This is a genomic window from Terrabacter sp. P2_E3, assembly GCF_056403915.1.
The window spans coordinates 34,318-60,080 of sequence record NZ_JBFUEN010000021.1; the positions used below are offsets into that span (position 1 = coordinate 34,318).

At 65.2% G+C, this 25,763-nt stretch carries 11 protein-coding genes; 8 read left to right on the plus strand and 3 right to left on the minus strand.

The features are described 5' to 3' along the window. The first annotated feature begins 354 nt into the window (after positions 1-354). Entirely contained in the window at positions 355-3,309 is a 2,955-nt protein-coding gene (mobF, locus tag AC1DW8_RS20915; protein ID WP_478095751.1) for a MobF family relaxase, read from the plus strand. A gap of 166 nt (positions 3,310-3,475) precedes the next feature. Here the strand turns inward: mobF and AC1DW8_RS20920 are convergent, their stop codons facing one another. Beyond that, positions 3,476-4,480 (minus strand): ScoMcrA-related endonuclease, encoded by a 1,005-nt coding sequence (locus AC1DW8_RS20920; protein ID WP_478095752.1) that lies wholly within the window; start codon positions 4,478-4,480, stop codon positions 3,476-3,478. A gap of 521 nt (positions 4,481-5,001) precedes the next feature. Between AC1DW8_RS20920 and AC1DW8_RS20925 the strand changes: the two genes are divergently transcribed. The 5 genes from AC1DW8_RS20925 (at position 5,002) to AC1DW8_RS20945 (ending at position 19,170) form a co-directional block, all read left to right on the plus strand. Then, positions 5,002-7,176, plus strand: coding sequence for a GTPase domain-containing protein (locus AC1DW8_RS20925; protein ID WP_478095753.1), 2,175 nt, complete (start codon positions 5,002-5,004; stop codon positions 7,174-7,176). Continuing rightward, entirely contained in the window at positions 7,173-8,879 is a 1,707-nt protein-coding gene (locus AC1DW8_RS20930; protein ID WP_478095754.1) for a GTPase, read from the plus strand. The genes AC1DW8_RS20925 and AC1DW8_RS20930 overlap by 4 nt, the downstream gene beginning before the upstream one ends. Before the next feature lie 811 nt (positions 8,880-9,690). Further along, positions 9,691-12,738, plus strand: a complete 3,048-nt coding sequence (locus tag AC1DW8_RS20935) for a hypothetical protein (RefSeq protein WP_478095755.1) — start codon at positions 9,691-9,693, stop codon at positions 12,736-12,738. Between the two features lie 13 nt (positions 12,739-12,751). Then, positions 12,752-18,067: a DEAD/DEAH box helicase gene (locus tag AC1DW8_RS20940; protein ID WP_478095756.1), complete on the plus strand. Its 5,316-nt coding sequence runs from the start codon at positions 12,752-12,754 to the stop codon at positions 18,065-18,067. Next, positions 18,064-19,170 (plus strand): PD-(D/E)XK nuclease family protein, encoded by a 1,107-nt coding sequence (locus tag AC1DW8_RS20945; protein WP_478095757.1) that lies wholly within the window; start codon positions 18,064-18,066, stop codon positions 19,168-19,170. The genes AC1DW8_RS20940 and AC1DW8_RS20945 overlap by 4 nt, the downstream gene beginning before the upstream one ends. A 149-nt stretch (positions 19,171-19,319) precedes the next feature. Here AC1DW8_RS20945 and AC1DW8_RS20950 read toward each other — a convergent pair whose 3' ends face one another. Further along, positions 19,320-19,763 carry a very short patch repair endonuclease gene (locus AC1DW8_RS20950; RefSeq protein ID WP_478095758.1) on the minus strand — a complete coding sequence of 148 codons (444 nt, stop codon included), beginning with the start codon at positions 19,761-19,763 and terminating at the stop codon, positions 19,320-19,322. A gap of 58 nt (positions 19,764-19,821) precedes the next feature. Between AC1DW8_RS20950 and AC1DW8_RS20955 the strand changes: the two genes are divergently transcribed. Both AC1DW8_RS20955 and AC1DW8_RS20960 read left to right on the plus strand, forming a co-directional pair. Beyond that, the gene (locus tag AC1DW8_RS20955; protein ID WP_478095759.1) at positions 19,822-21,486 is read left to right on the plus strand and encodes an NERD domain-containing protein; all 1,665 of its coding nucleotides are present in this window, start codon (positions 19,822-19,824) and stop codon (positions 21,484-21,486) included. A gap of 172 nt (positions 21,487-21,658) precedes the next feature. Beyond that, the gene (locus AC1DW8_RS20960; RefSeq protein WP_478095760.1) at positions 21,659-21,838 is read left to right on the plus strand and encodes a helix-turn-helix domain-containing protein; all 180 of its coding nucleotides are present in this window, start codon (positions 21,659-21,661) and stop codon (positions 21,836-21,838) included. A gap of 770 nt (positions 21,839-22,608) precedes the next feature. Here AC1DW8_RS20960 and AC1DW8_RS20965 read toward each other — a convergent pair. Next, entirely contained in the window at positions 22,609-25,590 is a 2,982-nt protein-coding gene (locus AC1DW8_RS20965) for a DNA cytosine methyltransferase (protein ID WP_478095761.1), read from the minus strand. Positions 25,591-25,763 lie beyond the last annotated feature (173 nt).

Below are 25,763 nucleotides of genomic sequence, written 5' to 3' on the forward strand. Positions count from 1 at the left end.
ACTTCAGGTGGTGACGCAGATGGAGAAGCCACGCCCGCACAGGGGAGCGAGCGCCGGCTCCACGAGCATAGGGTCCGAAGCGCCGTCGGCAACAAACCGCGCGCAGGCGGCCTTCCGGTCCGCGATCGCCAACCAGGCACGCTGATGTCGCACGTTGTCGCCACGATGAGCGCCCCCCGCCCTTGATCGGCCCCTAGCTCCGCCTCGACCACTCGACTCCCGTGGTCGCCTGACGCCGCCGAAGCCCTATTCGCACCCCGGCTCGACTGCGCCCCTTTCCGCTCCACACGTCTGGCACCAAGGTGGTCGCGGGGCCCGCGGGTGCCCCGTCGCCGGGGTTCGCGGGGAGTGACGATGTCGATTCGCCGGATGACGCTGGGCTCCGGCTACCGCTACTTGATGTCGTCAGTGGCGCGCATGGACCAATCCGGCCCGGCGACTGGTCTGCAGTCGTACTACGCCGCTAACGGCACGCCACCGGGCCGCTTCCTCGGCGCCGGCCTCGCCGGCCTCAACAACGGCCAAGGCATCCAGCAGGGCTCGATCGTGACGGAGGAGCACCTGTGGCGATTGCTGGGCATGCTGCAAGACCCCGTGACGGGCCGGCAGCTCGGACAGCCACCTTCGGCTCCCCGCGCCCGAGGCGTGAATCACCTTGGCAGACCCAGAAAGGCTCCTCAGGCCGTTGCCGGCTTCGACCTGACCTTCTCTGCGCCGAAGTCCGTCTCCGTCGCGTGGGCGCTTGCCGACGACCCCACTCGGTCCCGGATCTATGCCGCCCACCGGCGTGCGCTCGAGGCGGTCGTTGCATACGGCGAAAGTCAGGTCTTCTCCACCCGAATGGGCAAGGGAGGCGTGGTCCAAGAGGACATCCGGGGCATCATCGCTACCGCCTTCGACCACTGGGACTCCCGCGCCGGTGACCCACAGCTGCACACACATGTCGTCGTCCTCAACCGCGTCCAAGCCGTCACTGACGGTGCATGGCGCACGCTCGACTCGAAGGCGCTTTACCGGGCCGCAGTTGGCATGTCCGAGTTGTACAACGGGGTGCTTGCTGACGAGTTGTCAGCCGAGCTGGGGTGGGACTGGACGCCTGAGACGCGCCGGCGGTCAGCCGAACCGAAGTGGGAGGTCGACGGAGTCCCGCAGGACCTGCGTGAGCACTTCTCCCAACGGTCGGGCGCGATTGAGACCGCCAAGGACGACCTGGTGGCCAAGTTCGTCGAGTCCCACGGTCGGCAGCCCACAGTCCGCGACGTCATCCGGTTGCGGCAGCAGGCCACCTTGGCCACCCGAGAGGGTAAGGACGTCCGGCCTCTCCGCGAACTGATCACCGAGTGGATAGAGCGGGCCGGCCCATTCGTGGGCGCCGACCCTCACTCCTGGGCCGGAAACCTCACGAAGCACACCCCGCCCGGGTTACTCGCCGTAGAGGACCTAGACGACGCGATGCTGCGCGATGTCGCCACTGTGGTGCTGACCAAGGTCGCTGACAAGCGCGCCACCTTCACTCGTGCCAATCTGCTGGCAGAAACCCTCCGTGAGCTGCATGGGGTTCGATTCGCCACTCCCCACGCCCGGATCACGGTGGCCGAGACGACGGCGACATATGCCGCCGGCCTGGCGGTCATGCTGACCCCGCCAGAGTTCGGGTTGGTCCCTCAAGGGCTGCAGCGCGCGGACGGGTCAAGCAAGTTCCGTGCCCGTAACAGCGAGCTCTACTCGACCCAGGCACTCCTCGACGCTGAGGCCCGACTCCTCGACGCCGCGGCCGACAGCGCCGCCCCAACGGCGCCCATGCCAGCCGAGCCCGACCAGGCCGATCCGATTGAGACTGGCCGGAGGGTGCTGTCGGCGGAGCAGGCCGCCGCGGTGTCCGCGGTCGTCACCTCCGGCCGGCGGCTTGACCTCATCGTCGGCGCCGCAGGCACCGGCAAGTCGACCACCATGGCCGGCGTCCGGGCCGCTTGGGAGGCAGCCCACGGACCCGGCTCGGTCATCGGGCTAGCTCCGTCGGCCGCAGCAGCAGAGGTCCTCGCCGAGGCTGTCGGCGTCCCTACAGACAACACCGCCAAGTGGATCACCGAGCATCGTCGCCTCCCCGAGCTGCGCCAAGAGATCGAGTCGTATGCCGCGCGGCTGGCTCGCGCATACCCCTCCCAAAGCACCCGTGAACTGCACAAGCAAGCCGCAGCGTGCCGGGGTGCATACGCCCGGTTCAACCTTCACCCGGGGCAATTGATGATCGTCGACGAGGCGTCCATGGCCTCCACCTTGGACCTGGACTACATCACCGCCGCTGCCGCCCGGGTGGGCGCAAAGGTGCTGCTGGTGGGGGACTGGGCGCAACTGTCGCCGGTTCAGGCCGGGGGCGCGTTCAAGTTGCTTTGTGACACGCGCAAGGACCTGCCCGCGCTGCAGGAGGTGCGCCGGTTCCGGCACGAGTGGGAAAGCGCCGCGTCCCTCAAGCTCCGCGCCGGCAGGCCATCCGTCGCCACGGCTTATGCGGAGAAGGGGCGGGTCGAGTCCGGCAGCCGCGAGGACATGGTCGACCTCATCTTCGATGGCTGGCTGACGGACATCCGCTCTGGCCGAGCGTCGCTGATGCTCGCAGCCGACGCCGAGACCGTCGCGGATCTGAACGCTCGGGCGCGGGCACATCGCGTAGCCGTTGGCGAGGTCGAAGCGGAGGGGATACGGCTCGCCGATGGTGTCACGGTCGGCGTGGGTGACGTGGTCGTGACCCGGCACAACCAGCGCGCGCTCGTGAGCGGACGAGGGTGGGTCAAGAACGGCGATGACTGGGTCGTGCAGTCAATCGGTGATGATGGGTCGACGCTGGTCCAGCGCATCGGTGGGGGATCGGTCGCGCAACTACCCTCAGTCTACGTTCGCGAGCATGTGGAGCTGGGATACGCATCCACCGCACATCGCGCGCAAGGCCGGACGGTCGACACAGCGCACGCGTATGTCACGGCTGCGACAGTCCGCGAGCCGCTCTACGTGATGGCTACCCGAGGCAGCGAGTCGAATCGTCTCTACGTAGACACAAGCTTCCATGCAGATGCGGCTACCCGACACGACGACCTGACCGAAGCCGATCCCGTCGAACTGCTTGAGGGCGTAATCAGGACCAGCGGTGCCGACCTGTCAGCGACGACCGTCCGACAGGCCGAGGTGGAGGCCGCACAGGCCGAGTGGCGGCTTCTGGCCGAAGGGGCTGCGCTGGCTGGACGGGGGCGCCAAGCCGCCGATACCTCCACTGCCTCGCCGGGGCCCTACGTGGGCAACAGTCCTAGCTTCTGATTAGGGTTGGACGCAAGGAGAGGCTTCGTTCGCCGAGCGGATGTCGCAGGTTTGGATGGTGCCGGGACGCCAAAGCGTCCTCACCCCAGAGGGTGGGAAGCGGGCCCCTCGGTGGGCCTCCCGCGCTCCGGCGCTAGCGCCTACGCACACCCCGCTGCCCCCATCGCTAATGCGGCAATGCACCCGATCGAGTCGTTAGTTCACCTCGTAGCTGCGCTGGCGTGACAATGGGCCGGTGCCGATGCAGGACGCGATGGCAGGTCGGGCACACGATCGCCAGGTCTCTCAATCTCGTTCGGGACTCGCCGGCCTGATGGAGGGGAACAACATGGTGCACGTCAACCACCCCGTCAGCGACCGGCCCGTACAGGGCAGTCGCGTCTAGGCCGCAGACCTCGCAGGCCAGTTTGCCCGTCGATTTCAGGACGGCGGCGCGCTTCTTGGCGACGAGTCTCCGATCACGCTCACGAGCGCGATGCCGCCGGAACAGGAGTCGACCTTCGTCGGCGGAGAACTCCTCGTCCTCGCCGGTCTCTGCGGCGGCCTCATCAGAAGCGCCCTGGGCGCGAATGAGCTCGGCCGCTTCATGTAGCTCTTCTGGGCGGTAGGCCCACCGATCCCAAACGGTCTGATCCAACTGCGATCCGTGGCTCATCCCCTTCCCAGCGTGAGAAGGATCGACGGCCGACAGGTTGTGCAGTTTCAGGGCGACACCGGAGGGGTTGCGGAACTTGTCCTGCTCCGTGACCTCCGGGCCAAAGATACGCAACCCCCGGAGGGTGTCGCTCAGCCTGATGACCTCCGGCACGCGCGGGGAATAGCTGAGTATCCCTCGGGTCGAAAGGTAAAGATCCAGAGCGAGGATCAACTCGTCCATCGACCAGTCGGGGCTTGCCGATGGCCGCTCAACCTCGAAGCCCAGCCCCTCGAGAAGCTTCACGACGGTCTTGTCCCCACCACTGAAGTCTCCGGATCCGAGCGCGGTTCCGGTGGCGAACCCGTGCGCCGCCCCCACTACCGCCTTTGAGTCGTACCTGTGGCCCTCGTTCAATAAGAAGTAGCCGCGGGCCGCCCCGAAGCCGTACTTCCCAAGGAACGCAGTGCGCCCCACGCCATCAAACTCGGCAACAGCCCGCAGCACCGACTCTCTGGTCACGTCCCCTAACGCCATGTTGGGACTCTAGGTGTAGCCCGGGGCCTTTCACATTCCACCGCGCCGGAGGCGGCTGGCTTCGGTCGGACGGGGCGTCTCTGGTCGCGCGGTCGATCGGCGAGCACCTCGATCTGTCGCTAAGGAACATTGGCCGTGGACGGGAGAAGCCGCGGCCGTCGTGTGCCATGCCGGCATCCACGGAGGACCACTGCGCACCTCGATCGCCTGACGGGTCGAAGACCAGCGATCTCGGCATTCACAAGCGCTTTCTGCGAGGGACCGCAGCCGCCGGACTCGTCTACTTCACTGCGCAAACCCAGGCGGCACGTCGAGGCACGCGGCGTCCGTATCGGTCGGCTACAAGACCCCAAGAACAGCAGGGGGACTGCTGATGGTCTGGTTGTCAGGGTGTCTGCCCCCACCAGTACCCTTCGCTGCGTGGGAGTGCACCGCTTTGCCCGATGCCACCATCGGCGCATGGGTCACTCCCTGACCGAGGTTCGTATCACTGCATCCATGGCATCCGCCGGAGGCGGCGCGTGAGTTTCTGCGTCCCGAACCAGCCGCGAGCGCCGGGACCGGAGTGGGCGCGACAGCAGCACTTCGGAGTCGACTCTTCGACAAGCGCGACTCCGACAGCATTTCGGGAGACGCTTGCCGGCGTCGCTGACCGCGCCGCCGAAGCGGTGGCAACCTCTCTCGCCGATATTCGCGGCGCCGCCTCTAGAGATGCACTCGACGAGGTCGTGTTCACAGTGCATGGTGCGGCAGTTCGACTTGCTGTCGGTTCTCAGCACCTCGAGAAGCGCGATGCCGAGCGTCCGTTCCGAGTCGTCCTCATGGGTCGCACCATGGCAGGAAAGAGCACGCTGTTCGAGTTCCTGACCCGCGGAAGTGGCGCACGAATCGGGTTCGGCGCGCAGCGGACGACAAGGGATACAAGCGTCAGGACGATCACGGAGCTTGCTGACGTTGAGATCGTGGATACTCCCGGCGTCGGTGCGATGGACGGCCAAGATGACTACGAGACGGCGTTCGCCGAGGTTGCCGACGCCGACCTGATCCTTTGGGTTGCTACCGATCAGGCCACGCAAGAGCAGACCGGGCGCGCCTTGCGGCGTCTTGCTGACCTCGGGAAGCCGATTCTTGTCGCACTCAATTGCCTCGCGGACGTCCGCGATGAGATCAACTTCATCGACCTCATGGAAGAGCCGGAGAGGATATTCGGTGGAGACGCAGAGAACAATCTCGCGCCGATCATTCGGCATCTCTCCACCTCGGGGGGCGGCTACCTGAGGGCGCTAGCGATACATGCGCAGGCCGCACAACTCGCTGTCTCAGGCGCCTACTCAGTTGCCGACTCTGCACGTCTTCTGGACAGCAGTCGTATCCAGCCGCTGATCGAGGTGGTCCGCGAGCAGCGGGACCGCACTGCGATTGCGCGGCGCTTCGTCAGTCTCGCGGACTCAGTGAAGTACGACCTCCTTGAGGCATCCCAAGAGGTCGATGCGGCGTGCACGAGTCTCCGTGCCAAACTCGCCGCTCATCGTGGTGCGCGGGATGCCTTCGACCGGCGCGCACGACGACGCGTCGAGGATGCCGACCGCGAGTTGAGCGCCGCGTATGCAGTTGCGATCACCACTCGTGAACGTTGGATCGAGCAAGCGGATGTTGACCAGAGCGACGAGCAGATCAACGAGGCGTGGGATCGGGAACTTGAAGCCATTCAGCGTGAACTCAACACCGGTACCACGGATGTGAGCTCGCGGCTTGAAGCAGACCTTAAGGGTCTTGCCCTGGAGGTCGCCGAAGACTGGTCGGCAATCGACACCGAAGATTTCCGTGACCTGGGAGGGCTGGGCGCGATCTGGGGAAATCGCGCGGTCAAGGTGGGCGGACGCGTCGCGACGGCCATGGGTGGAACGTGGGCAGGGGCGAAACTAGGAGTGTTGGCCGGCGCTGCGATAGGGGGTCCAGCCGGAGCCCCCGTCGGAGGGGTCATTGGAGGTCTTGTCGGCGGGCTCTTGGCCAGCGTCGCCGGTAGCGCCGGGTTCGACTGGGTCGCTGACCGGATCTTCCGGAGTCCGGAGGAAGTCCACCGTCGCCGTCGCCAACGTGTACACGACCAGTTGGCCCCGATCCTGGACGAACTGACCGAGAAGGTCGAGGTCGCGCGCTCGAAGCTTCGCGAGTTTTGGCTCGGCGCTATCGATGATGACCTCGCCTTGAAGCGCGCGGCTGAGGATGAGTTGCAAATGGCGCTCGACAGGTTGTCGCACTTTTCCAGGCACGATCTCGAGCCAGCCGTGACGACAGTCGATACGGAACTGGCTCGCGAGTTGCTGCGGTCCAGCGGCCGGGACCGCACGGCCGCCGAGATCCTCCGCGCGACGCGCTGGCGCGGTGCGGGCATGGCTGTCGAACTGACGGCAGAAGGCTTCAGCGAGCTCGTGCTCTATCCGATGACCGACGACGTCGAACGAATCGTGCCGACGCGCAATGATTCTGCACGCTCGATTAACGCACTTCAGATCGTCCGCAGCCTCACCGATCGCCCGGTCGTCGTTCATGAGATGACGGAACTGCGTCTCTTCGTCGCCCTAGGATCGCCACTGGCGTATGGCGTCCGTGAGGCATGGGAAGCACTTGCCTTGGTACACACGGGCACAACGGTCCGAATCACTAACGGCCCGGTCGAAGGAGACTCCAGATGACGAAGGTTCTGATCCACGAACTGCCAGAGCGGACGCAGCCTCTGATCGCTCGCCTACGACGGGTTCTGAAGTCAAGCCCATCGGCGGAAGCGCTCACACTCCTCGATCGCGCACACATCCAGCACCGCGACAAGCCAAGGATTGTCTTGACCGGACAGTTCTCCAGTGGCAAGTCAAGCTTGATCAAGGCAATGACCGATGGGGCCGTGGACCCCGTAATCGATGCAGACATCGCAACGGACGAAGTGACGGAGTACCCGTGGGACGGCGCGGCTGTGATCGTCGATACGCCCGGCGTTCAGTCGGGTCTCCGCAGTCACGATGAACTCGCGCTCGATGCGATCGGGCAGGCCGACTTCGTCCTCTTCGTCATCACCGTCAACCTCTTCGACGACGCCTCGCGTGACTACCTCCGCCACCTCGCGAACTCGCTCCAACTATTCGACCAAATGGTCGTGGTGGTCACTCAGGCGGGCAAGCAGTCCGCAGCCGATGGAGTCCGCGCTCAGGCTGTGCAGGCCGCGCTCGGGACCTTCGCGTTCAACCTGCCCATCGCCGAAGTCGACTCCGTCTACTACTTGAGAAGCCTGGAGGGCGGTGACCGGGCCGAGGCACTGCGCGCGAGGTCCGGAATGGACAGCCTCCGCGAGACCATCAACCGCCTCAGCGTCGATCGGGGCGAGCTCGCCAAACTGCGACAGCCGCTGCACCTCGTCCGCCAGCTCTGCGACGAGGCTCAGCAACTCTTCGTTCTCGATGAGCGTTCGCGGGCCGCGCTGGCATTGCTGGCTCAGCAGCGGGCCGCTGTGTCGCAGAGACGCCACATGATCCAACAGGAACTCTCGACTGCCGAGTCCACGTTCAAGTCGCACTGTCTCGTGGATGTGCGGGGCTTCGTGGACGCGGCGACGAGCCTCCCGGATGACGAGTCCAAGGCCAAGTCAGTCCTCAAAGCAGCCGAGGCGCAGTTGGTCGAAGCGCTCGAGCGCCATGCAGAGCGGTTCGCTGCCTCCATCAACACGCTCTCAGAAGCACAGTTCGACACTTTGGCGGAGCAACTCACGGAGATCGGAGAGAGCAATCGCGCGCAATCGGTGGCTCGACTGTCCGGTGACGTGGAACTCGCGGGGCCGACCGGCGTGCACAGCCGCGCTGACGCGGTGAGGGGCCCCGCCGGCCCGGGCGGAACAGTCGACTGGAACAGAATCTCGGCCCTGCTGAAGAAGGGGCAGGATTGGTGGGGCGCGGGAGGTGGCCTCAGAGAGTCCTCCGGGTCGGTCGGCCACCAGATCACCAAGGACATCGGACACGTCTTCGGCAAGAAGTTCCAGCCGTGGGAAGCGATCAAGATCGCCGACAAGATCGGCAAGGCCGTGAAGTGGGGAGGCGTATTCCTCCAGGTCGCGACCGCTGGCTACGAGGTTTGGCGCAACGAGCGGGAGGCACGCAAGGCTCTCCAAGAAAGCGAGCGCCAGCACTCCGCGTTCGTGACCGAGATCATGGGCCACGCAGACAAGATTGCGACTGACGCTCGCGGGCAGCTATGGGCCATCATTGACCCCCCGCTTGACCACTTCCTCGCCGATATTGAGGCCGCGCAGTCCGAGATCCTCGGAGCGGATTGCGCTCGCGGCGATGCCTCTGCCGAACTTCAGGCAATTGCTGACGAAGCTGATCAGCTTCTGACGGATACGAACTGGTAGCCGGGCCGCGGCGTCGGCCGCCGGGGACGAAGCCGCCAACTGGGCACCTGAGGTCCATTGCGCACGAGATCTCCCGCTTTGCATCGCCAATGCACACCTCTGATGCATACTCACCCGCGTGACAATTACCCCGAAAACGGATGGTCCCCGCACCTCGAAGGTGCTGCTCGCGGCTCTCGCTCTGACGCTCTGCGTCGCTGCTCTGATCGTGCTCCTCATCACCGTCGGGGGCGCAGGCCCGACCATGCCGTGGAGCGGAGGTGGCGAGCGGGTGGCCTACGAGGTCACGTGGCGGGAGCAGTCGACCCAGCAGAGGTACGTATCCGGGGACATGTCGGGCTGCCAGACGAGTGAGCTTGCGTGTCGGGATGCTGCGCTGTCCGGAGGTTGGGTCACCGTCCCGGGTGGAATGCGCACCAAACGAGACTACGTCTGCGCCGCTGACGTCGAGGAGGCACTCCGGCTTGCTGGAGAGGGCGTGCGAGTGACGGGGAAGACGTGGCCGTCGGCTGACTGTTCCGACGTCGACTCCCTGGATGGCCAGGAGTAGTACCGCGGGAGCTTCTCGATTTGATGACAGCCGGCCGGCCCTTCGGGTCCGTGCGCAGCCCACCGGGCGAAATGTGTACCGGCCGAAGACACCGCTCCCCTGACGGACCATGTCAGCAGTGCCATTGCTCCTGATGCCAACCATGCGTGGGACGGGATCAACGAGAAGCGACCCAAAAAGGGCAAGTCATTCCATCACATGCGCCTCCACTGTCGCCGTGCGTCGCTAGGGTCTCAACGAACTTGGTTGAAAGGCAGGGGAATGACGTCGACGTGGGTTGAGTATGACCGCTGGAACGCGGTCCTAGCGGCAGAGATGTTTGGGGAGGGCCACGACGGGTTGCCCGTCTACCTTGACGTCGACGAGGGTGTCTTGGAGGAATGCGCGAAGGCCTTGGGCCTGCAAGGGGGTCATGGTCACGACGCGCTGGTCCAGACTGTCCGCTCCACCTTGGACCTCGACGGCCCCGGGGGCGTCCTCGCCGAGCACCTGCAGCGCTTTCTCGATTGGCGCAGAACCGTCATCGGGCGTCAAGGACGGCGCCATAAGGGTGCCGAGGGTGCCTCAGTGCCACCCCCAGTCATCGCGCTGCTCACAGTGCTCGTGCTGGCTGCCGAGCGCATGGGCGGAAACGCGAATGAGGCAGCTCATGCGTACTACCCGAGGCTCGCGGAAGTGCTTGGCCTATCTGAGGTCGAGTCGAGGCGGCTCAAACAGCGGTTTCCCACGACGGAAGCCTTCTGGCGCGGACTCAATGAGTACCTGGAGGCAAATGAGGGTCTGCTGGGGCTCCCCACGGCTTACGCTCTAGGCCACCGTTACGTCGGTATACCTCAGTCTCAGGCTCTGGTGCGCGCCGGAGATCGAGCCAAGTTGCCGCACTTCTTCCGACAGTTCAGCCTGGCCGCGGGAAGCGAGCTGATTCCAAGCGACCTCGAGCGGCTTCTTGATGCCTGGATCCCCACCGCCGCGCCACCGGTCTCGGCCAACTTGCAGCGACTCTGGCGAAGCAGCTCCGCGAAGGAGCGCATCGCGGGTGTTGTGGCCGTCGAGCTCGCACACTGGGATGGGTCCGTCCCCACGCTGGCAGAAGGGCCGGCGGCGAGAGGGGAACTATCGCTGACTGCCCTCGTCCGACAGCAGTTTGGCGGCCGGTCTCTTGAGCTATCGCTCTCCGCGCGTTTCCCCACAGTCGTTGACACCGCCTCCGTTCGGGTTGCCTCGGCAGAGGGCAGGCCCGCCGTGGGCGTCCTCCCTGCTGCAGGTGGACGACTGCGACCCATCCAAGGCACGAGATTGGACGCGGAATCGCTCGCAGGAGCAGTGCTTGAGCTGGAGCACGAACTGACCGGTGAGCGAGTCAGCAGACACCCCCGTCGAGTGGTGCCCTTCCGGAAAGACGAGCTGCTAGGCACGTTCATTGAGGTCGATCGTGTTCAACTCGCCGACGACTCGATTCTCCTCGTCAAGGACGACCCGCGCCTGCTGGCCGAGGTCGTCGATCTTCTCGAAAAGTACGGTCGTCACGGGCATACCTACACGGGTTTCAAGGGGTCGGATCGGCCTGACATGCCCGGGGTGCCGGACGGCTGGGTTGTTCTCGACGACGTGCAACTCTATGCAGTACCCCAGGAGGTCAAGCGCATCGACCTCAACGTCCTGGTGCCGCTCACTACCGCACAGCTGAGCCTCGCGGGTGGTCTGAAGCTCCCCGGCCGCGTACGAAAGTGGTCGAGCCTGCGCCCACCAGAGATCCGCGCCGCTGTGGCTGAGGCCGAACGACTCACGGTGTCGCTTACGGAGCTCGGTGAAGTCCGGATGGCCCTCGACTCGTGGACCGTTGAGGCTCCGGCGTTTGTTCAGCCGTTGGGGGACCTTGAGCTTGCCGACGGGGACTACGAGATCGAGCTCTTTGTGAACGACGAGCGCAAGCCGATCTCCGCAACGACCCTTCGGTTGCGCTCTGCGGAGACTCCGGACGTCATCACTTGGGAGAGTTGCACGCGACTCAACTATGACCTGGGACGGAGTGGTCTCGGCGCTCTGAGCGCCTCTGAGGCGAGCGATGAGAGCACGCCTCTGGTCGACGGACTTTGCACAGTGAACGGCGGCGATCGAGACGTTCCAGTTCGCCTCATTGGGGCCGGCATCAGCTGGAGTACACGGAGAACCAGCCGCGGAGCGGAGGCGCCGGTCGTTGTACTTGGGCAAGCGGACCCAAAGTCATGCGTGGTGACCGGCGCGCACTACATGGAAATCGACGACAAGCCAACCCACGGCCGGTTCTTGAGCACCTGCCGAGACTGCGGAGTCGCCAAGTCCTACCCCGCACGACCGAAGTGGAAGAAGGCTGCGCAGGCCCAGAAGCCGATCCCAACCTTCCACTTTGGGGATCTTCCGGATCATGAAGAGCGAGTTCTTGGGTGGGACGACTGTCTAGATGCGCTGATCCATGTGGGTGGAGGAAGCATAGGGGCGTTGGAGCGCGTCGCCACCCAAGCTGAAGGTTCCAGCCTTTTCGTTGACGACTTCCTGAGGACCCTGGAGCTCCTGGGTCACATAGACGTTCGCCGGGACTCCGCCATGCAGCCTATTGAGTGGGAGGCGAATCCGGCCTACCTCGCTCAGATGCCCAGCGGCGACTTTGTACTCGCCGGCGTGTGGTCCAACGGGGCCCGCAAGCAGCTGGCTCGGACCTTGGCCCCCATGTCCGGCGCGCTGGTGAACGCTCTCAGCGACCGAGGCCCAACTGCCTGGGTTGTCCGAGGTGTCGATGCGAGGCAACTCAGCGAAGCGGCGGACAGTCTCGACATCCCGGCCTACGTCGTGGAGGGCGCGGCCGAGAGCATGTTGCCCGCCCTGCCTCCACTAAGTGAGGTGGAGACGGCGTTGCCCACTGTGGCTCTTCCCGACTACCAGAAAGCCTCGATCTTCGACCTCGAGGGAGCCGCGTGGCACCCAAGTCCCGGGGTTGGAGTGCCCGGTGCCTACCGCCTAGAGCAGTCCTTTCGACGGGTCTCTGTCTGGGTCGATGGACAGGGCGCCATTCGACGGGAGGCGAAGGTCGGCAGCGTGCAACTGGTGAAGCATCTAGCGGCGCGGGCGGCGCAGCGCCCGCTGATCGGCTACCTCGAATCAAGCCGCACGCTTGTCGTGCCTATGGGTGCCGACTTGCCCGGTCTCTATGGCAGAGCAGTCGCCCTTTGCTCGGGTCAGCCGCCACAGATCTCTCGCGCAACCCGCTCGATCGGGTATCAGGGCGTCCCTCGGTGGGCAGCGGATCGCCTGTTCTCCCTCTTCATGGCCTGAAAGGCAATATCCAATGGGCACGACTCCACTGACCCTTCGCGACGACCTGGCCGCCGCGTACCTTCGCTACATCGACACGGCCTTCTGGCTTCGAAGCCCGACTCTGATGGCAGAGCGCCGCTCCCTGCTATCGATGGGAGATCGGCTCCTCAGCGAAACCTTGCTCGAGCCGGTCCTGCCATACCCAGCGACGACGGAGCTGCTCGCGACAACTCGCGAAGCCCAGATCTCCGACGAGACGGCCAATGTCGTCGGCGATGCCCTATTCGGCTCCTTCACCCCACAGGGGTCTCCTACCAGACTCCGGGAACATCAGGCGCAAGCCGTTCTGCATCACTTCCGTCCTGGCCTCGCGGATGGCCGCAACGTCGTCGTTACGTCAGGAACCGGCTCAGGCAAGACCGAGAGCTTCCTGCTTCCCGCCCTCCTGAGACTCGTTGAGGAGTCACACCAATGGCCGGACCAAGCGTCACCTGACCTCTGGTGGCAAAGGAAGCCAGAGGCAAGGGCGTGGAGCCCGCTGCGTGGACCTGAATCACGCAAGGCAGCGGTTCGCACGCTGGTGCTGTACCCCACGAATGCCCTTGTCGAGGATCAGATGACCCGACTGCGCCGCGCAGTGCGGCGGATCGGTCGTGCCCGGCCTAGACAGCCGCTGTGGTTCGGGCGCTATACCGGCGTCTCGCTGGGCTCAGTCAAGCCCGCCGCGGCGGGCAGTCGATCTCTGTACCAGGTTCGCGACGAGCTGATCGACGAGGCAGCCGAGTTCCAGCGTTTGACGAACCGGTCGACCGTGTCGGAGGAGGATCTCGCGCAGTTCCCCGACCCAACGGCCCACGAGCTGCTTCTGCGGTGGGACATGGTTGCCACCCCACCCGATGTGCTGGTGACCAACTACTCCATGTTGAACGCCATGCTCATGCGCTCGCATGAGGAGGGCCTCTTCCGGGCGACACGTGAATGGCTCGAGGCTTCCACGGATAACGTCTTCACATTGGTCGTTGACGAGCTGCACCTCTATCGAGGCACGGCCGGCAGTGAGGTCGCGATGGTCGTGCGTAGCCTTCTGAGTCGACTGGGGGTGACACCTGACTCTCCGCAGGTGCGCGTCATTGCGACCAGCGCCTCACTCACAGACGACCAATCGGGGCTCGAGTACCTCGAGCAGTTCTTCGGTCTTGCCCCATCCAGCTTCTTCCTCACAGCTGGACGGCCACTCCAGATTCCGCCGCTGAAGCAGCAGGAGTTCGGCGGTTTCGAGGCCTCCGCCGCGAATGGGACGCGAGATCTCTCCTTCAGCATCGCGGCCGCATGCGTAGACCCCTCCTCAGGACGGGCCCGCGCCACGGAGGCCTCGACTGTGGCTCAGCGACTCTTCGGCGAGCCAGATCTGGTCGAGCTCAGCCGTGTCCTCGATCGCATCGGATCCGGCAGCAGCAGCAGCGACGTAGGCGTCCCGCTCCGTGCCCATCAGTTCGTCCGGACCATGAGAGGCATGTGGGCTTGCTGCAACCCCGAATGTGGGGGTGTGGACGAATCCGCTCGCCAAGGCCGGACGCTCGGCAAGCTGTTCGACATCCCAGCCGCATCCTGTGACTTCTGTGGCTCACGAGTTCTGGAGCTGCTGTACTGCTACTCATGCGGCGACGTCAGCCTCGGCGGATTCGTTGTTGACCGCAGTGGTGAGGGCGAGCCGGAGGGCGCCGTGATCGGATCGGCGAACGTGGGCCTCGTCAGGTCCTCGGCCGCGCCAGTCTTCAAGCGCGAGCACTCGGAGTTCGTGTGGTTCTGGCCGGGGGAGCGACCTCTCAGCCCCGACCCATCCTGGACGAAGACCACGCCACACAAGAAGTCCGTGGGCTTCGCCTTCGCCCCCGCTCGACTCGATTTCGCCACGGGGTTCGTCGAGCGGTCGCAGTCCGATAGCAACGGCTGGGTCCTGGCCGTGGACAAGGGCGCGAACACAGACATCCGCATCCCAGCCCTGCCGGATCGCTGCCCTCGATGTGACACGGAGGGCTGGAACCCGAGCGACAAGTTCTTCGCGGGCGCGGTACGGAGTCCCATCAGGGCTCACACCGCCGGTGCTGCACAGTCGACGCAGCTGTACCTCTCGCAACTCGTCCGCAGCATGGGCGACGACCCGAATGAGAGCCGCACGATCGTCTTCACCGACAGCCGCGACGACGCTGCACGCACGGCTGCAGCCGTGGCGCTGAACCACCATAGGGACCTGATCCGACAGATCGCTCAGCAGGTCATCGGCGAGGGGCCGCAGGATCTGCGCGCCATAGTCGAACGGGCTATACGTTTCGAGCAGCTCGCCCTCGCGGAGAGCGCCCTCTTCGAAGACTTCAAACAGAGCCATCCCCTCGTGCCAGGGCTCCTGGCGCGGAGCGCGCACATGCCCCTGACCACCGAGGAGCAGGCCCAGGTGGAGGAGGCGTTCTCCCAGCGCCGTTCGCTCAAGTGGCCGGAACTGCAGCAAGCCATATCGGAGAGGCTGGTCGCTCTGGGGGTGCCGCCGGGAGGTTCCGGTCCGTCGGCGCTAATCAACCAAGACGGCAGCCCTTGGTGGACCGCGTTTGCGCCCCCAGACCAAGGTCTCTGGAACGCACTGGATCCGGCCACGCGCACCTCGCAAGCAGCCATGCACGAGGAGAAGCTCGCACAGGCGCTGGCACTCTCCATCTTCGCAAGGGCGGGCCGCGATCTGGAGTCGATGGGCATCGCCTACCTCGCCCACTCGGCTCCGACAGCGGCAGGCCCGCTTCCCAAGGAGACTGGTGATGAGGTTCTGTGCTCGGTGATCCGGACTCTGGGCATCCGCAGACGGTGGGTCGGCGGTGACGCGGCCGCGATGTCAAATCCTCCTCGGCCGGTTGGGCTCTATCTCAAGGCCGTTGCCGAGCGTCACGACATCGACCACCTACTCCTCGTCGACTGGGTCCGCGGTCAGTTGTCACGAGGCGGGCTGGCGACAGACTGGCTTCTCGACCTCAAGTCGTTGAGCGTCCCCTTGTCGATCGTGCCGTGCGCGGCAACCGAGTATGTGTGCGAGGTGTGCAACTTCTCCCATGCGCATGGGTCAGGCGGCGTGTGCGCCAACAACGGTTGCTTCCGGTCCACGCTTGTCGCGAGGCATCGCGACGAAAGCGAGGGGGATCAGGACTACTACACGTGGCTGGCCCACCGAGCCCCCCGCCGAATGGCCATAGCGGAACTGACCGGCCAGACCAAGCCCCTAAGTGAGCAGCGCCGGCGTGCTCGAGTGTTCAAGGGTGTTCTCCTGCCGAATCCGCAGGAGAACGCCCTCACGGTGCCACTCGATGTTCTGAGCGTGACAACCACCATGGAAGTCGGGGTCGACATCGGGTCCCTGCGCTCCACCTTGATGGCGAATATGCCGCCTCAACGGTTCAACTACCAGCAACGTGTGGGGCGTGCTGGGCGAGCCGGTCAGGCGTTCTCGTACGCGGTGACTGTGTGTCGTGATCGCACACACGACGACGACTACTACGCGACTCCCCGGCGAATGACCGGGGACGACCCGCCCCAGCCGTTCCTCGATCTGCGTCGACCTCGAATCATCCAGCGTGTCGTGGCAGCGGAGCTTCTCAGACGGTCATTCGCCACGTTGGCCGACAGCCCTGAGTGGACCCCCGGAAGCATCCATGGCACGTTCGGATCGACTGCCGAGTGGCCCGGCCGTAGGGGCGCTGTCGTCGCGTGGCTCTCGGACAGTGCCAGGGTGCGCAAGGTGTGTGAGGTCTTCACGGCTCACACTGGTCTGTCACCGGTCGAGAAGGACTCCATCCTTCAGTGGGCAACCACGGGCGGGCTCGTGTCTGACATCGACGAGGCGGTTGCGCGCGACGCCGGGGTCACAGAGGTCAGCGAAGTGCTGGCGACGTACGGCGTGCTGCCGATGTTCGGCTTTCCCACTCGAGTTCGTGGCCTCGTTCGGCGTCGTCCAAAAGACCTTCGAGAGCTCGACTCCGTTACGGTGTCGGATCGTCCCCTCAGCCAGGCCATCTCGATGTTCGCCCCGGGAGCGAAGATCGTGCGTGACGGTTCCGTCCATGTTGTCGCGGGCTTCGCTGATTGGCAGCCGACGTTCGGCGGTATGAAGCCGGTAGACCCCCTCGGCCCAGCCATAACCGTCGGACAGTGTGACTCGTGCACTGGGACGTACATCCACCCCGAGGGCGAGGCATGCGCCATCTGCGGTGCAGGGCTGCGCGTCTTCGAGATGCGTCAGCCCACAGGGTTTCGAACCGACTACCGGTCTCGCGACTTCGATGACGAGGCGGACGAGTCGCCTAATGCCGGCATGCCCAGCATCGCCATTGCCGATCGACCCCAAGAAGAGGACCTTCTCCTCGGCGCAAGCGTCTCGACGTACGAGCAGGCTCGACTTCTTCACATCAACGACAACGCTGGACGACTCTTTACCATCGCGCGAAACAATGACGGCTCGGTCCTCGTGGACGAGCCTGACCTGTTCCAGGACGTGAAGGGCTGGCCTCCAGCGAATCTGCCGAGTCTTGGTCAGATCGCCATCGGAGAGCTTCGCACGACAGATGTGCTCACGGTTGGGCTCAGCACGCATCATGCACCTGGGGGCCTCGTCCCCTACTCCGCCAAGCTCTTGCCTGCCGGCCTTCCTGCCTACTGGTCGCTGGCCGAGGTCCTTCGAAGGGGGGCAAAGCGACTACTGGACATAGACCCTGGCGAGCTGGTCTTCGGGCTCTATCCGACGAGTGAAGGTGCCATGACCGTATTCATGGCGGATGCTCTCGACAACGGCGCCGGTTACGCGGCCGAACTGGGAAGAAGAGAGAACTTCGGCATGCTTCTCACAGACACCCGCAAGCTGCTGAACGAGGAGTGGAACGAGCGGTCTCACAGCGTCTGTACCTCCTCCTGCATCGACTGCCTCCGGTCATACGACAATCGGAGCCTGCACGGGTCCCTTGACTGGCGGCTCGCGCTGGACATGCTGGACCTGCTTGCTGACGAGCCCTTGCTGCCTATTCGCTGGTTCGACCTTGGGCGCAAGGTGGCTGCCGGGATCGCCGCGACAAGCCTGGTCAGTCTGGAAGCCGGCGAGACGGCGGGGGGCGTCCCGTTCGTGGCGAATCGCGCCACGGGCAAGGCCGTTGTTCTAGGCCACCCGCTTTGGCAGCGCAACGAGGACCACGCAGTGGAAGAGCAGATCATCGCAATCGACGAAGTCGAGGCGTCCCACGGCAGCAGAGGCGTCGCGCAGTCGTGCGTCTTCGACGCGTCACGTCGGCCACTCTCGGTGATTCGAAGTCTCCTATGACGGCACTTGCTTGGCCCGAACCGGCATGTGATCCTCTGACGCGCGCGACACCGTCAACCCTCAATACCCTTGACACGTGCGCCATGAGGCTGGCGTACCAGATGAGCGCGGCGACGAGGCCATGGGTGGCACGATCGACACGAACGTCGCTTGGAATCGTCGCGCACGCGCTCACAGAGGAGGCGACGCGGGGGAGCGCTCCTCCACCGGGTCAGCGCCGTCCTTGGCTCGAGGGCCGCTGGGACCAGCTCGTCGCTCAGGAGCTTGCGCTGCTGAAGCAAGCATGGCCCGGCCGTGTAGTCCCTGGGCCGAACTTGTGGCCCGGGTACGTCGCTACAAGGACTCGGCTCCTACGACGCCTGAACCTCGCTGAGGTGGGGACGAGTGACGATCGCGGTCGCGGTCTTAGGGCGCCTGCGAGCCAGGGGCAGTTGCCACGGAAGGTGCTTCCCTCTCTCCCTTGGGTCGAGCTGAGACTTGATGACGCTCAATCGCGCCTCCGCGGAACTCCCGACCGCGTAGAGATTCGGGAAGGGCGGCTGCGGGTCGTCGACTTCAAGACCGGCGTGCACCAAAGCAGCGTGCGACCTACTCAGGTGCGCCAGTTGTTGCTGTACGCCCATCTCGTGGCTTGCGAACTGGGCGAACTGCCACAAGACGTCGTCATTCAGAACGTCAAGGGACAAGAAGAAGTCATCCCGGTCGTCGCGGAGGCGGTGGAAGAGGTAGTCCTTCAGGCGCAGCAGGAAATGCGTCGATTCAACGAGATGCAGGCCTCTGGCGTGTTCGTGGCGAACCCGAATGCCGACAACTGCAGAGGATGCCCGTTTCGGGTCGCGTGCCTGCCCTACTGGGTTGAGCGGACAGAAGACTGGCCATCGAGGGACGTTCGCGGCGTTGTGACCGAGAGTCTGGATGGCCGTGCGACCCTCACGACGGTGAATCCGAAGGGCGCCTCGTCTCATCTCCACCTGCTGCTTACTGCCGGGGTCGAGGTGCTGGTGGGCGACGAGATCGTGGCGCTCGACCTTGAGCGCGCAGGGCCAGGAACCGCCCGCATGAAATGGGACTCGCGGTACCGGCGACCCCAGCGGCCATCATAAGAAGTAAGACGATGGAGGCTGTACCGGGTGTAGAGGCCATGCATGGGCGCCGAATCATGTCGCGTGTATTAGGTACTGGCCTCGGGGAGGCAGCATCGGACGGCCCTTGGGTTGCGTGAGTCCACGACTGCAAGTCGGGATGGACTTCTTCAGGGCATAGAGCGCACGAGGTGCGCGATGTTTGCAGCCGCTTGAGCAGGTTCCTCGTGTTCCCAGATTCGGAGGACAGCCCAGCCTGCTTCGCGGAGGCGGGCATCGGTGTCTGCGTCCCGATCTCGGTTGCGTTGAATCTTCGCAGCCCAGTAGTGGCTGTTGGTGCGAGCTATGGTGCCGTGCTGGGGGCAACCATGCCAGTAGCAGCCGTCAATGAAGACAGCCACCTTCGCCCGTCTGAAGACCAGATCTGCCCTGCGGTTGAGATGTGCGAGAGGACGCGCGTCGACGCGGTAGCGGAGTCCGAGAGCGTGCACGGCGCGCCGGACTTCCATCTCCGGCCTGGTATCTCGTCGCTTGTTGCCTTGCATGACCGCACGGGTCGCCGGCGAGGACGCCCATGACTCGTACGTGCTGACCACATGCCAAGCATCGCTCATCGAGTAACTCCGGCGCGTGGCGCGTTAGGCATGGCCCCCCACCACTAGGGTCTGGCGCATGGTCAGGGTGGTGGGGGAGACCCCGCGGTTCGCGCACGAGTCCGAGCGGGTCGTCTGGGAGCGGCTGTGTAGAGCGGCGGCGGACGACACATTGCTCATCCCGAACATGCGTTTGACGTCCGCCTTGAAAGACCACGAGCTCGACATCGTCGCCCTCATGCCCGGCGTCGGCGTCGTCGTAGTGGAGATCAAGGGGGGCAGCGTCACGGTCGACCTCCAGGGGCAGTGGTGGACCGGCGGCGGCACGCGCCGCAGCCGCATCCGGCCCGTCGATCAATGCCGCGATGGCAAGTACGCCCTGCGCGAGTTCGTCGAGGACGACCCGCGCTGGAAGGCCCGGCACAGCCGTGTCCGGTGGGGCCACGCCATCGTCCTGCCATACACCGACCTGGCCGCCGACTTTGCCACCCCGGAGTGCCCCCGGTGGATGGTCACCGGTCGCGGCGACCTGGACGACCTGGCTGCCCGGCTCGAGCAGGTCTGCGCGCTCCAGGAGAACACTCAGCGCGTGCCGAACGCCGACGACGTCGAGCTGATCCTCGAGATCCTCACCGGCCGCGGCTTCCCGGCCTATGACCGGGCCGGCGAGGCCGACGAGCGCGAAGCTTCCGCCGACCGGCTGACACAGGAACAAGCGGCCCTGCTGTCCGTGACACGGCTGATCAGGCGGATGGAGATACGCGGCGGCGCAGGCAGTGGCAAGACAATTTTGGCGCTGACTCAGGCCAAGGACCTGACAAGGGGGCAGGGCGAGCGCAAGGCGCAACGCGTCGCGCTCGTGTGCTACTCGATTGGACTATCGCAGTACTTCAAGCGGCAGTTGGCCGGAGTGTCACGCAACCACCGTCCCGCGTTCGCCGGGTCCTTCGAGGATTTGGCCAACGAGTGGGGCATCGATACGGCCTCACACGATCGCAACGACGCCGCCTTCTGGGAGCGCGACCTTGCCGAACGGATGGCCGACGTCGCCGCTGGTCTGCCCGACGGGAAGAAGTTCGACGCCGTCATCGTGGACGAGGCACAGGACTTCGCCGACCACTGGTGGCATCCGCTGATGAAGGCACTGCGGGACGAGGACGAGGGCGGCCTGTACGTCTACTCGGACGAGAACCAGCGCATCTTCGCCCGGTTCGGCCAGCCTCCAGTGCCGCTGGTGCCGCTTGTGCTGGACCACAACCTGCGCAACACCCAGCAGATCGCCCGCGCGTTCGGGCCCCTAGCGCCGATGCGGATGCAACTACGCGGCGGGACCGGCGCGGAGGTGCGCTTCGTAGCGTGCAGCTCCGACGACTCGATCGGCACCTCGGACGACTCTGTCGACATGCTCCTGGCCGAGGGCTGGCAGCCACAGCACGTCGCGCTGCTGACGATGGGCTCACGGCACCCCGCGCAGGTCGAACGACAGGCGGCAGATGGGCACGTGGGGTACTGGCGTTCCTTCTGGGACGACGAGGATGTCTTCTACGGGCATGTGCTGGGATGCAAAGGCCTCGAGCGACGCGCAGTCGTGCTCTGCGTCAACACCCAGAACCCCGAACGCGCCCGCGAGATGCTCTATGTCGGGATGTCCCGCGCCACCGACGAGCTCGTCGTCATCGGCGAACCCGACTTCATTCGTGAGATAGGCGGCGCGCAGGTTGCCCACCGACTAGGGCTCGACTGAGCCCAGAGGTATCAGGGCTCGGCGTATGCACACTGATGGCGCTCATCTGAAAGTCCCCAGACCTGCTCGCTGAAATTCCCCACCCGTGTGGCTCCGCCGAGTCGGGTGGGGCTCCTTCGAGGCTGGTGGTCTCTGACCACGCACCAGCCGAGCCGAATGACCCCCACTGCTCATGGTCACACGGGAGGAAGACATCGACGCGCACGCGTTGCGTAAGCAGGGCTGGACAATCAGCGCGATCGCTCGGCACCTGGGCCGGGACCGCAAGACGGTCCGGGCCTACCTGACCGGCAAGCAGCCCGGGGCCCGCGAGTCGACGGGGCCGGATCCGTTCGCGAGGTTCGAGGCGTAGGCCGCCCAGCGCTTGAAGGACGACCCGCACCTGTGGGCGATGATGTTGTTCGACGAGCTGCGGCGCTCGGTTATGACCGGTCCTACCCGACGCTGACCCGGCAGCTCCGCGCCCGCGGGCTGCGCCCGGCGTGCGAGCCCTGCCGGCCCACGAAGGACCGGGCGGTCGCGGTCATCGAGCACCCGCCGGGCGAATAGACCCAGTGGGACTGGGTCGAGCGGCCCGACCCGCCCGAGCACTGGGGCTGGGGCAAGACCGCGCACCTGCTCGTCGGGGCACTGTCCCACTCCGGGCGGTGGCGGGCGGTGTTGTGCGAGTCCGAGGAGCAGCCGCACTCGATCGGCGGGCTGGACCGGGTCGCCAGCGCCCTCGGCGGCCTGACCAAGGACCGGCGTTTCGACCGGATGTCGACGGTGGTGTCCCCGTCCACCGTAGTGGCAGGTGCAGGTACAAAGACACCATCGGGCAGGTCGGTCGGCACCAACAGCATGGCAGCCCCTTCCGCGTCGTACGCGAGGACTACTGGAGAGGCCGCAGCGACGCCTGGCCGCGTGTCGATGTCCGTGGTGTCGTCACGGAACAGACCGGACAGGACTGCGTTCGCTGGACCTGGCCAGTAGGTTGCCGGGATCGACGACGTTCCGGCTCCTGCTTACTCCGGGTGCCATGCCCGAAGTCGGCGAAGAAGTCGTCGCCATCGACCTCGAGCAGGCGGGACCTGCCACGGGGCGATTGCGTTGGAACTCACGCCTACGAGCCGCTTCCGTTGGTTAGCTCTCGGACGGCCAGTCGAAGCGTGCCACCGCGAGCGACGATCCTCTGGCTTTGTTCACGCTCAGGTTGTACTTAGGGCGGCGTGCCCTGCCCTCCGCGCCTTCCTCGTCGGGGGCTTGCTTTCCCTGCAGAAAGCCCGTGACCTGGCCTGCAGCCTTCGCCGCTTCAAGCGCTGGCAGGTTGTGGAAGTAGAAGGCCTCGACGTGGAGTGGCTCGAATGCCGCCTTGCGTTGTCGCGATCGGCCGGAGTTGGAGGGCTTCGACTTCACACCCTGCGCCGCCTTGAACTGCCGGTGCCATTGCACGAACGTCTCGTCCTCGTCTGCCACGGCAACTCCGCCGACCATGAGGAAACCCAGTCCCTGGTCCTCGATGCAGGCACTCATCGAGTCCTGGTCGTTTAGCGGCGCCACAGCCTGGCCAGTCAGGGTCCTGCCAGAAATCGGGTGTCGCCAAGCCTCGGTGTGGGCCTTGAGGTCCCAGACATACCGCAACGAGTAGTCGAAGGCCGTGTTGCCGTATCGGGTTTTCGGCGGGCTCGGGTTGGGGGTGAACGCTGCGTTGAGCACTGCCTTGCCTCGCGACTCCCAGTAGAAGCCTTGCCACTCGTTCTGGTTGGGGCCCTCCGTGACCCCCTGGTCCAGCATCCAGTGGATGCATTTGCGCGCATCCCAGACAACGCGTTTGATCCCGTCGGGATGAGGTGAGGCGCGCCAGGCGTCGAGCAGAGCGGCTGCTAGGGCCGCACCTTCCTCCTCAGGTGTGCCCAACAACATTGCGCGAGCGACTCCCAGCTTTCCGAGCTGACGCTCCGCTCCGGCCAGGAGGATGTTCAAACCGATGAGCGAGATCGTCTCTCCAGTCGATTCACATTCGGCCGACCACGGCGCGTCGAAGACATCCGCCAGGGCCGCACCGAGCTTCGTCTTGGAGAGCCGAGTGTCAAGTTCAGGAGCAAGGCCGTGCGCCAGGTTGATGAGCACGCGCTTGTGCTCCTTGCTCCCGGGCCCGAGCCATTCAGGTCCGGACTTGGTCAGCGCGCTGATCCTGTTAACGGCCTCGATCTTCGACTGTGCTGGCTGGAACGCCAGCCACTCAGGTCCGCCTAGCTTCCCTGGTCGCTGTCCAGCCAACCGCCGGAGGGAGTTCTCGTGATAGGCCTCGGTCGCGCCTTCGAGCAGTGCGTTAAGACCGTCGAGGTTCACCCTGTTGAGGTCCTCGTAGGAGGGTCGCCACTCGACGCGGAGCACTTCCGCGATCTGCTGAGCCATGCGGGCGTTCGTGCGGGCGACGTCGATGTCAAGCGCGAGGGCATCCCGCAGTGCGAGGATGGCGCGCTTCTCACCCCGTGTGCCACCTTCTGCAGCGCCCGTCAGCGAGAAAATCCGCGTCACTGCCTCCGCGACCGTCGCCGCGGGCAGAAAGAACATCGGATCAGCGGGCGCGGCGCGCCCTCGCTCGATGTAGGACCAGCTGGGCGGCGGCGGGGAAGCGTGAGCGAACTGTGTGCGATGGACTGTTGGAGGACGTGAACGGGAAAGAGCCTTTCCAACTGGGGGCTTCGCCTTACTTGGCCCAATTGTCGTGACTGTTGCGGACTTGGGCTCATGAAGCATGGCTGCTCTAGCGAGCGCGTCGCCCGTCGGATTGAGAGGCGCACTCAAGACGGCGCGCACCAGGCCACGGGGCAGGTCGGACGCGTCGCGCTCGACGTGCGTGCGGAACACGTGCCACGCCGCTCCCACTGCGACGCTATTGCCCACCTGCCTGTACGAGGCAGAGTCCCGCTGGCCAGCGAAGGAGAAGGTACGACTGAAACCTTGAAGGCGCGCTGCCTCGTGAGGAGTCAGTCGGCGGCGACGGCTGCCGATGACCGAGTTCTGCGTGATAGCCACAGGAGTGGCGAGGTAGGTAGGCGCCTTGGCTCGGATCCCGGAGGGCCGGAAGTGCATGACCGTTCCCCACAGGGAGCCTGTGTCGTGAGCCTGCCATTCGAGCTTGCGTCTTGACTCGGGGAACGTAGCGAAGATGGGGTTCGCGCGCTTCCATTCCCGCATCACGTCCCGGTGCTCGTCGTAGAAGCGGGCGTTCTTGACCAAAATCTGCGACTTCCAACTAGGCAGTTCTTCAAGGTCGAACGGATCTAAGCCACGCTCCGGGATCCAGGCGTCAGCCCATAGTGGGAAGCCAGGGAGGCGGACGCCCCGAGACGACCACATCCGCTGGACGAGGTCGTCCCACACATCAACCCACGTTGTCTCTTCGGCGGTCAGCTGGTACCTGGAGAGCTCTGCGATGGATGAGTCGTCGTCCAGGATCCATTCGGCACTCCAGTCGTGGACGTTCCAGTCCTCGACGGGGGCACGGACCACTGTCGGCGGAACGTCCGTCTCGCTCAGCGCACGCTCCCGGCCGACGTAGGTGCCCAGGATGAAGACTCGTTCCCGGACCTGCGGCGTCCCTCCGAGAGAGGGTGGGAGGAGATGTGGGGAGAACACCGATGGTGTCGATGAGACGCGGTAACCGATCTCGCGCAGCGTCTGGATGATGACGTCCCACTCATGCGTGTGCCGTGGCCCAGCGATGTTCCGCACGTTCTCGAGAAGGACAACAGCCGGCGTGCGGTCCTCGAGGACGCGGGCGATGTTCCAGAAGAGCGTCCCCCGTACCTCGTCCATGCCCCGCTGGTAACGAGACCCCGAAAACGGTTGGCACGGAAACCCTGCGGCGAGGACGTCGTGTGCCGGGACGTCGACCGGGCCGTCATCGGGAGTCGCCATGGTGATGTCGGTGTTGACCACAGGGTGCCGCGACTCGGGCAGCGGTTCTACCCAGTTGCGAAGGTAGGTACCGCGCGCCTCTCGGTCGCTCTCGGACACGTAGACGCACCGTCCGCCGGCGTGATCCAGCATGGCGTGGAAGCCGCCGATGCCCGCGAAGAGGTCTGCGTAGGCAAACGGTGCGGAGTGTGTCGCCATGTCGGCAAACGTAGCCGAACTCAATCTCGTGCGCGCAGGTGGTCAGGTCAGCGCAGGCGAACGTTGCGTCAGGCACGTCGAGGACTTCTAGATGGGTGGTATGAGAAGTTCCATCTTCGGGAAGCCTTGACGCCTACCCAGCAACCGACCCGTAGCCGGCATCTGTGGCGAGC

Bases quoted from the DNA above. Each gene is read 5' to 3' on its own strand.
- mobF (WP_478095751.1), top strand. From the start codon at position 355: ATGTCGATTCGCCGGATGACGCTGGGCTCCGGCTACCGCTACTTGATG.
- AC1DW8_RS20920 (WP_478095752.1), bottom strand. From the start codon at position 4,480: ATGGCGTTAGGGGACGTGACCAGAGAGTCGGTGCTGCGGGCTGTTGCC.
- AC1DW8_RS20930 (WP_478095754.1), top strand. From the start codon at position 7,173: ATGACGAAGGTTCTGATCCACGAACTGCCAGAGCGGACGCAGCCTCTG.
- AC1DW8_RS20935 (WP_478095755.1), top strand. From the start codon at position 9,691: ATGACGTCGACGTGGGTTGAGTATGACCGCTGGAACGCGGTCCTAGCG.
- AC1DW8_RS20940 (WP_478095756.1), top strand. From the start codon at position 12,752: ATGGGCACGACTCCACTGACCCTTCGCGACGACCTGGCCGCCGCGTAC.
- AC1DW8_RS20945 (WP_478095757.1), top strand. From the start codon at position 18,064: ATGACGGCACTTGCTTGGCCCGAACCGGCATGTGATCCTCTGACGCGC.
- AC1DW8_RS20950 (WP_478095758.1), bottom strand. From the start codon at position 19,763: ATGAGCGATGCTTGGCATGTGGTCAGCACGTACGAGTCATGGGCGTCC.
- AC1DW8_RS20955 (WP_478095759.1), top strand. From the start codon at position 19,822: ATGGTCAGGGTGGTGGGGGAGACCCCGCGGTTCGCGCACGAGTCCGAG.
- AC1DW8_RS20960 (WP_478095760.1), top strand. From the start codon at position 21,659: ATGGTCACACGGGAGGAAGACATCGACGCGCACGCGTTGCGTAAGCAG.
- AC1DW8_RS20965 (WP_478095761.1), bottom strand. From the start codon at position 25,590: ATGGCGACACACTCCGCACCGTTTGCCTACGCAGACCTCTTCGCGGGC.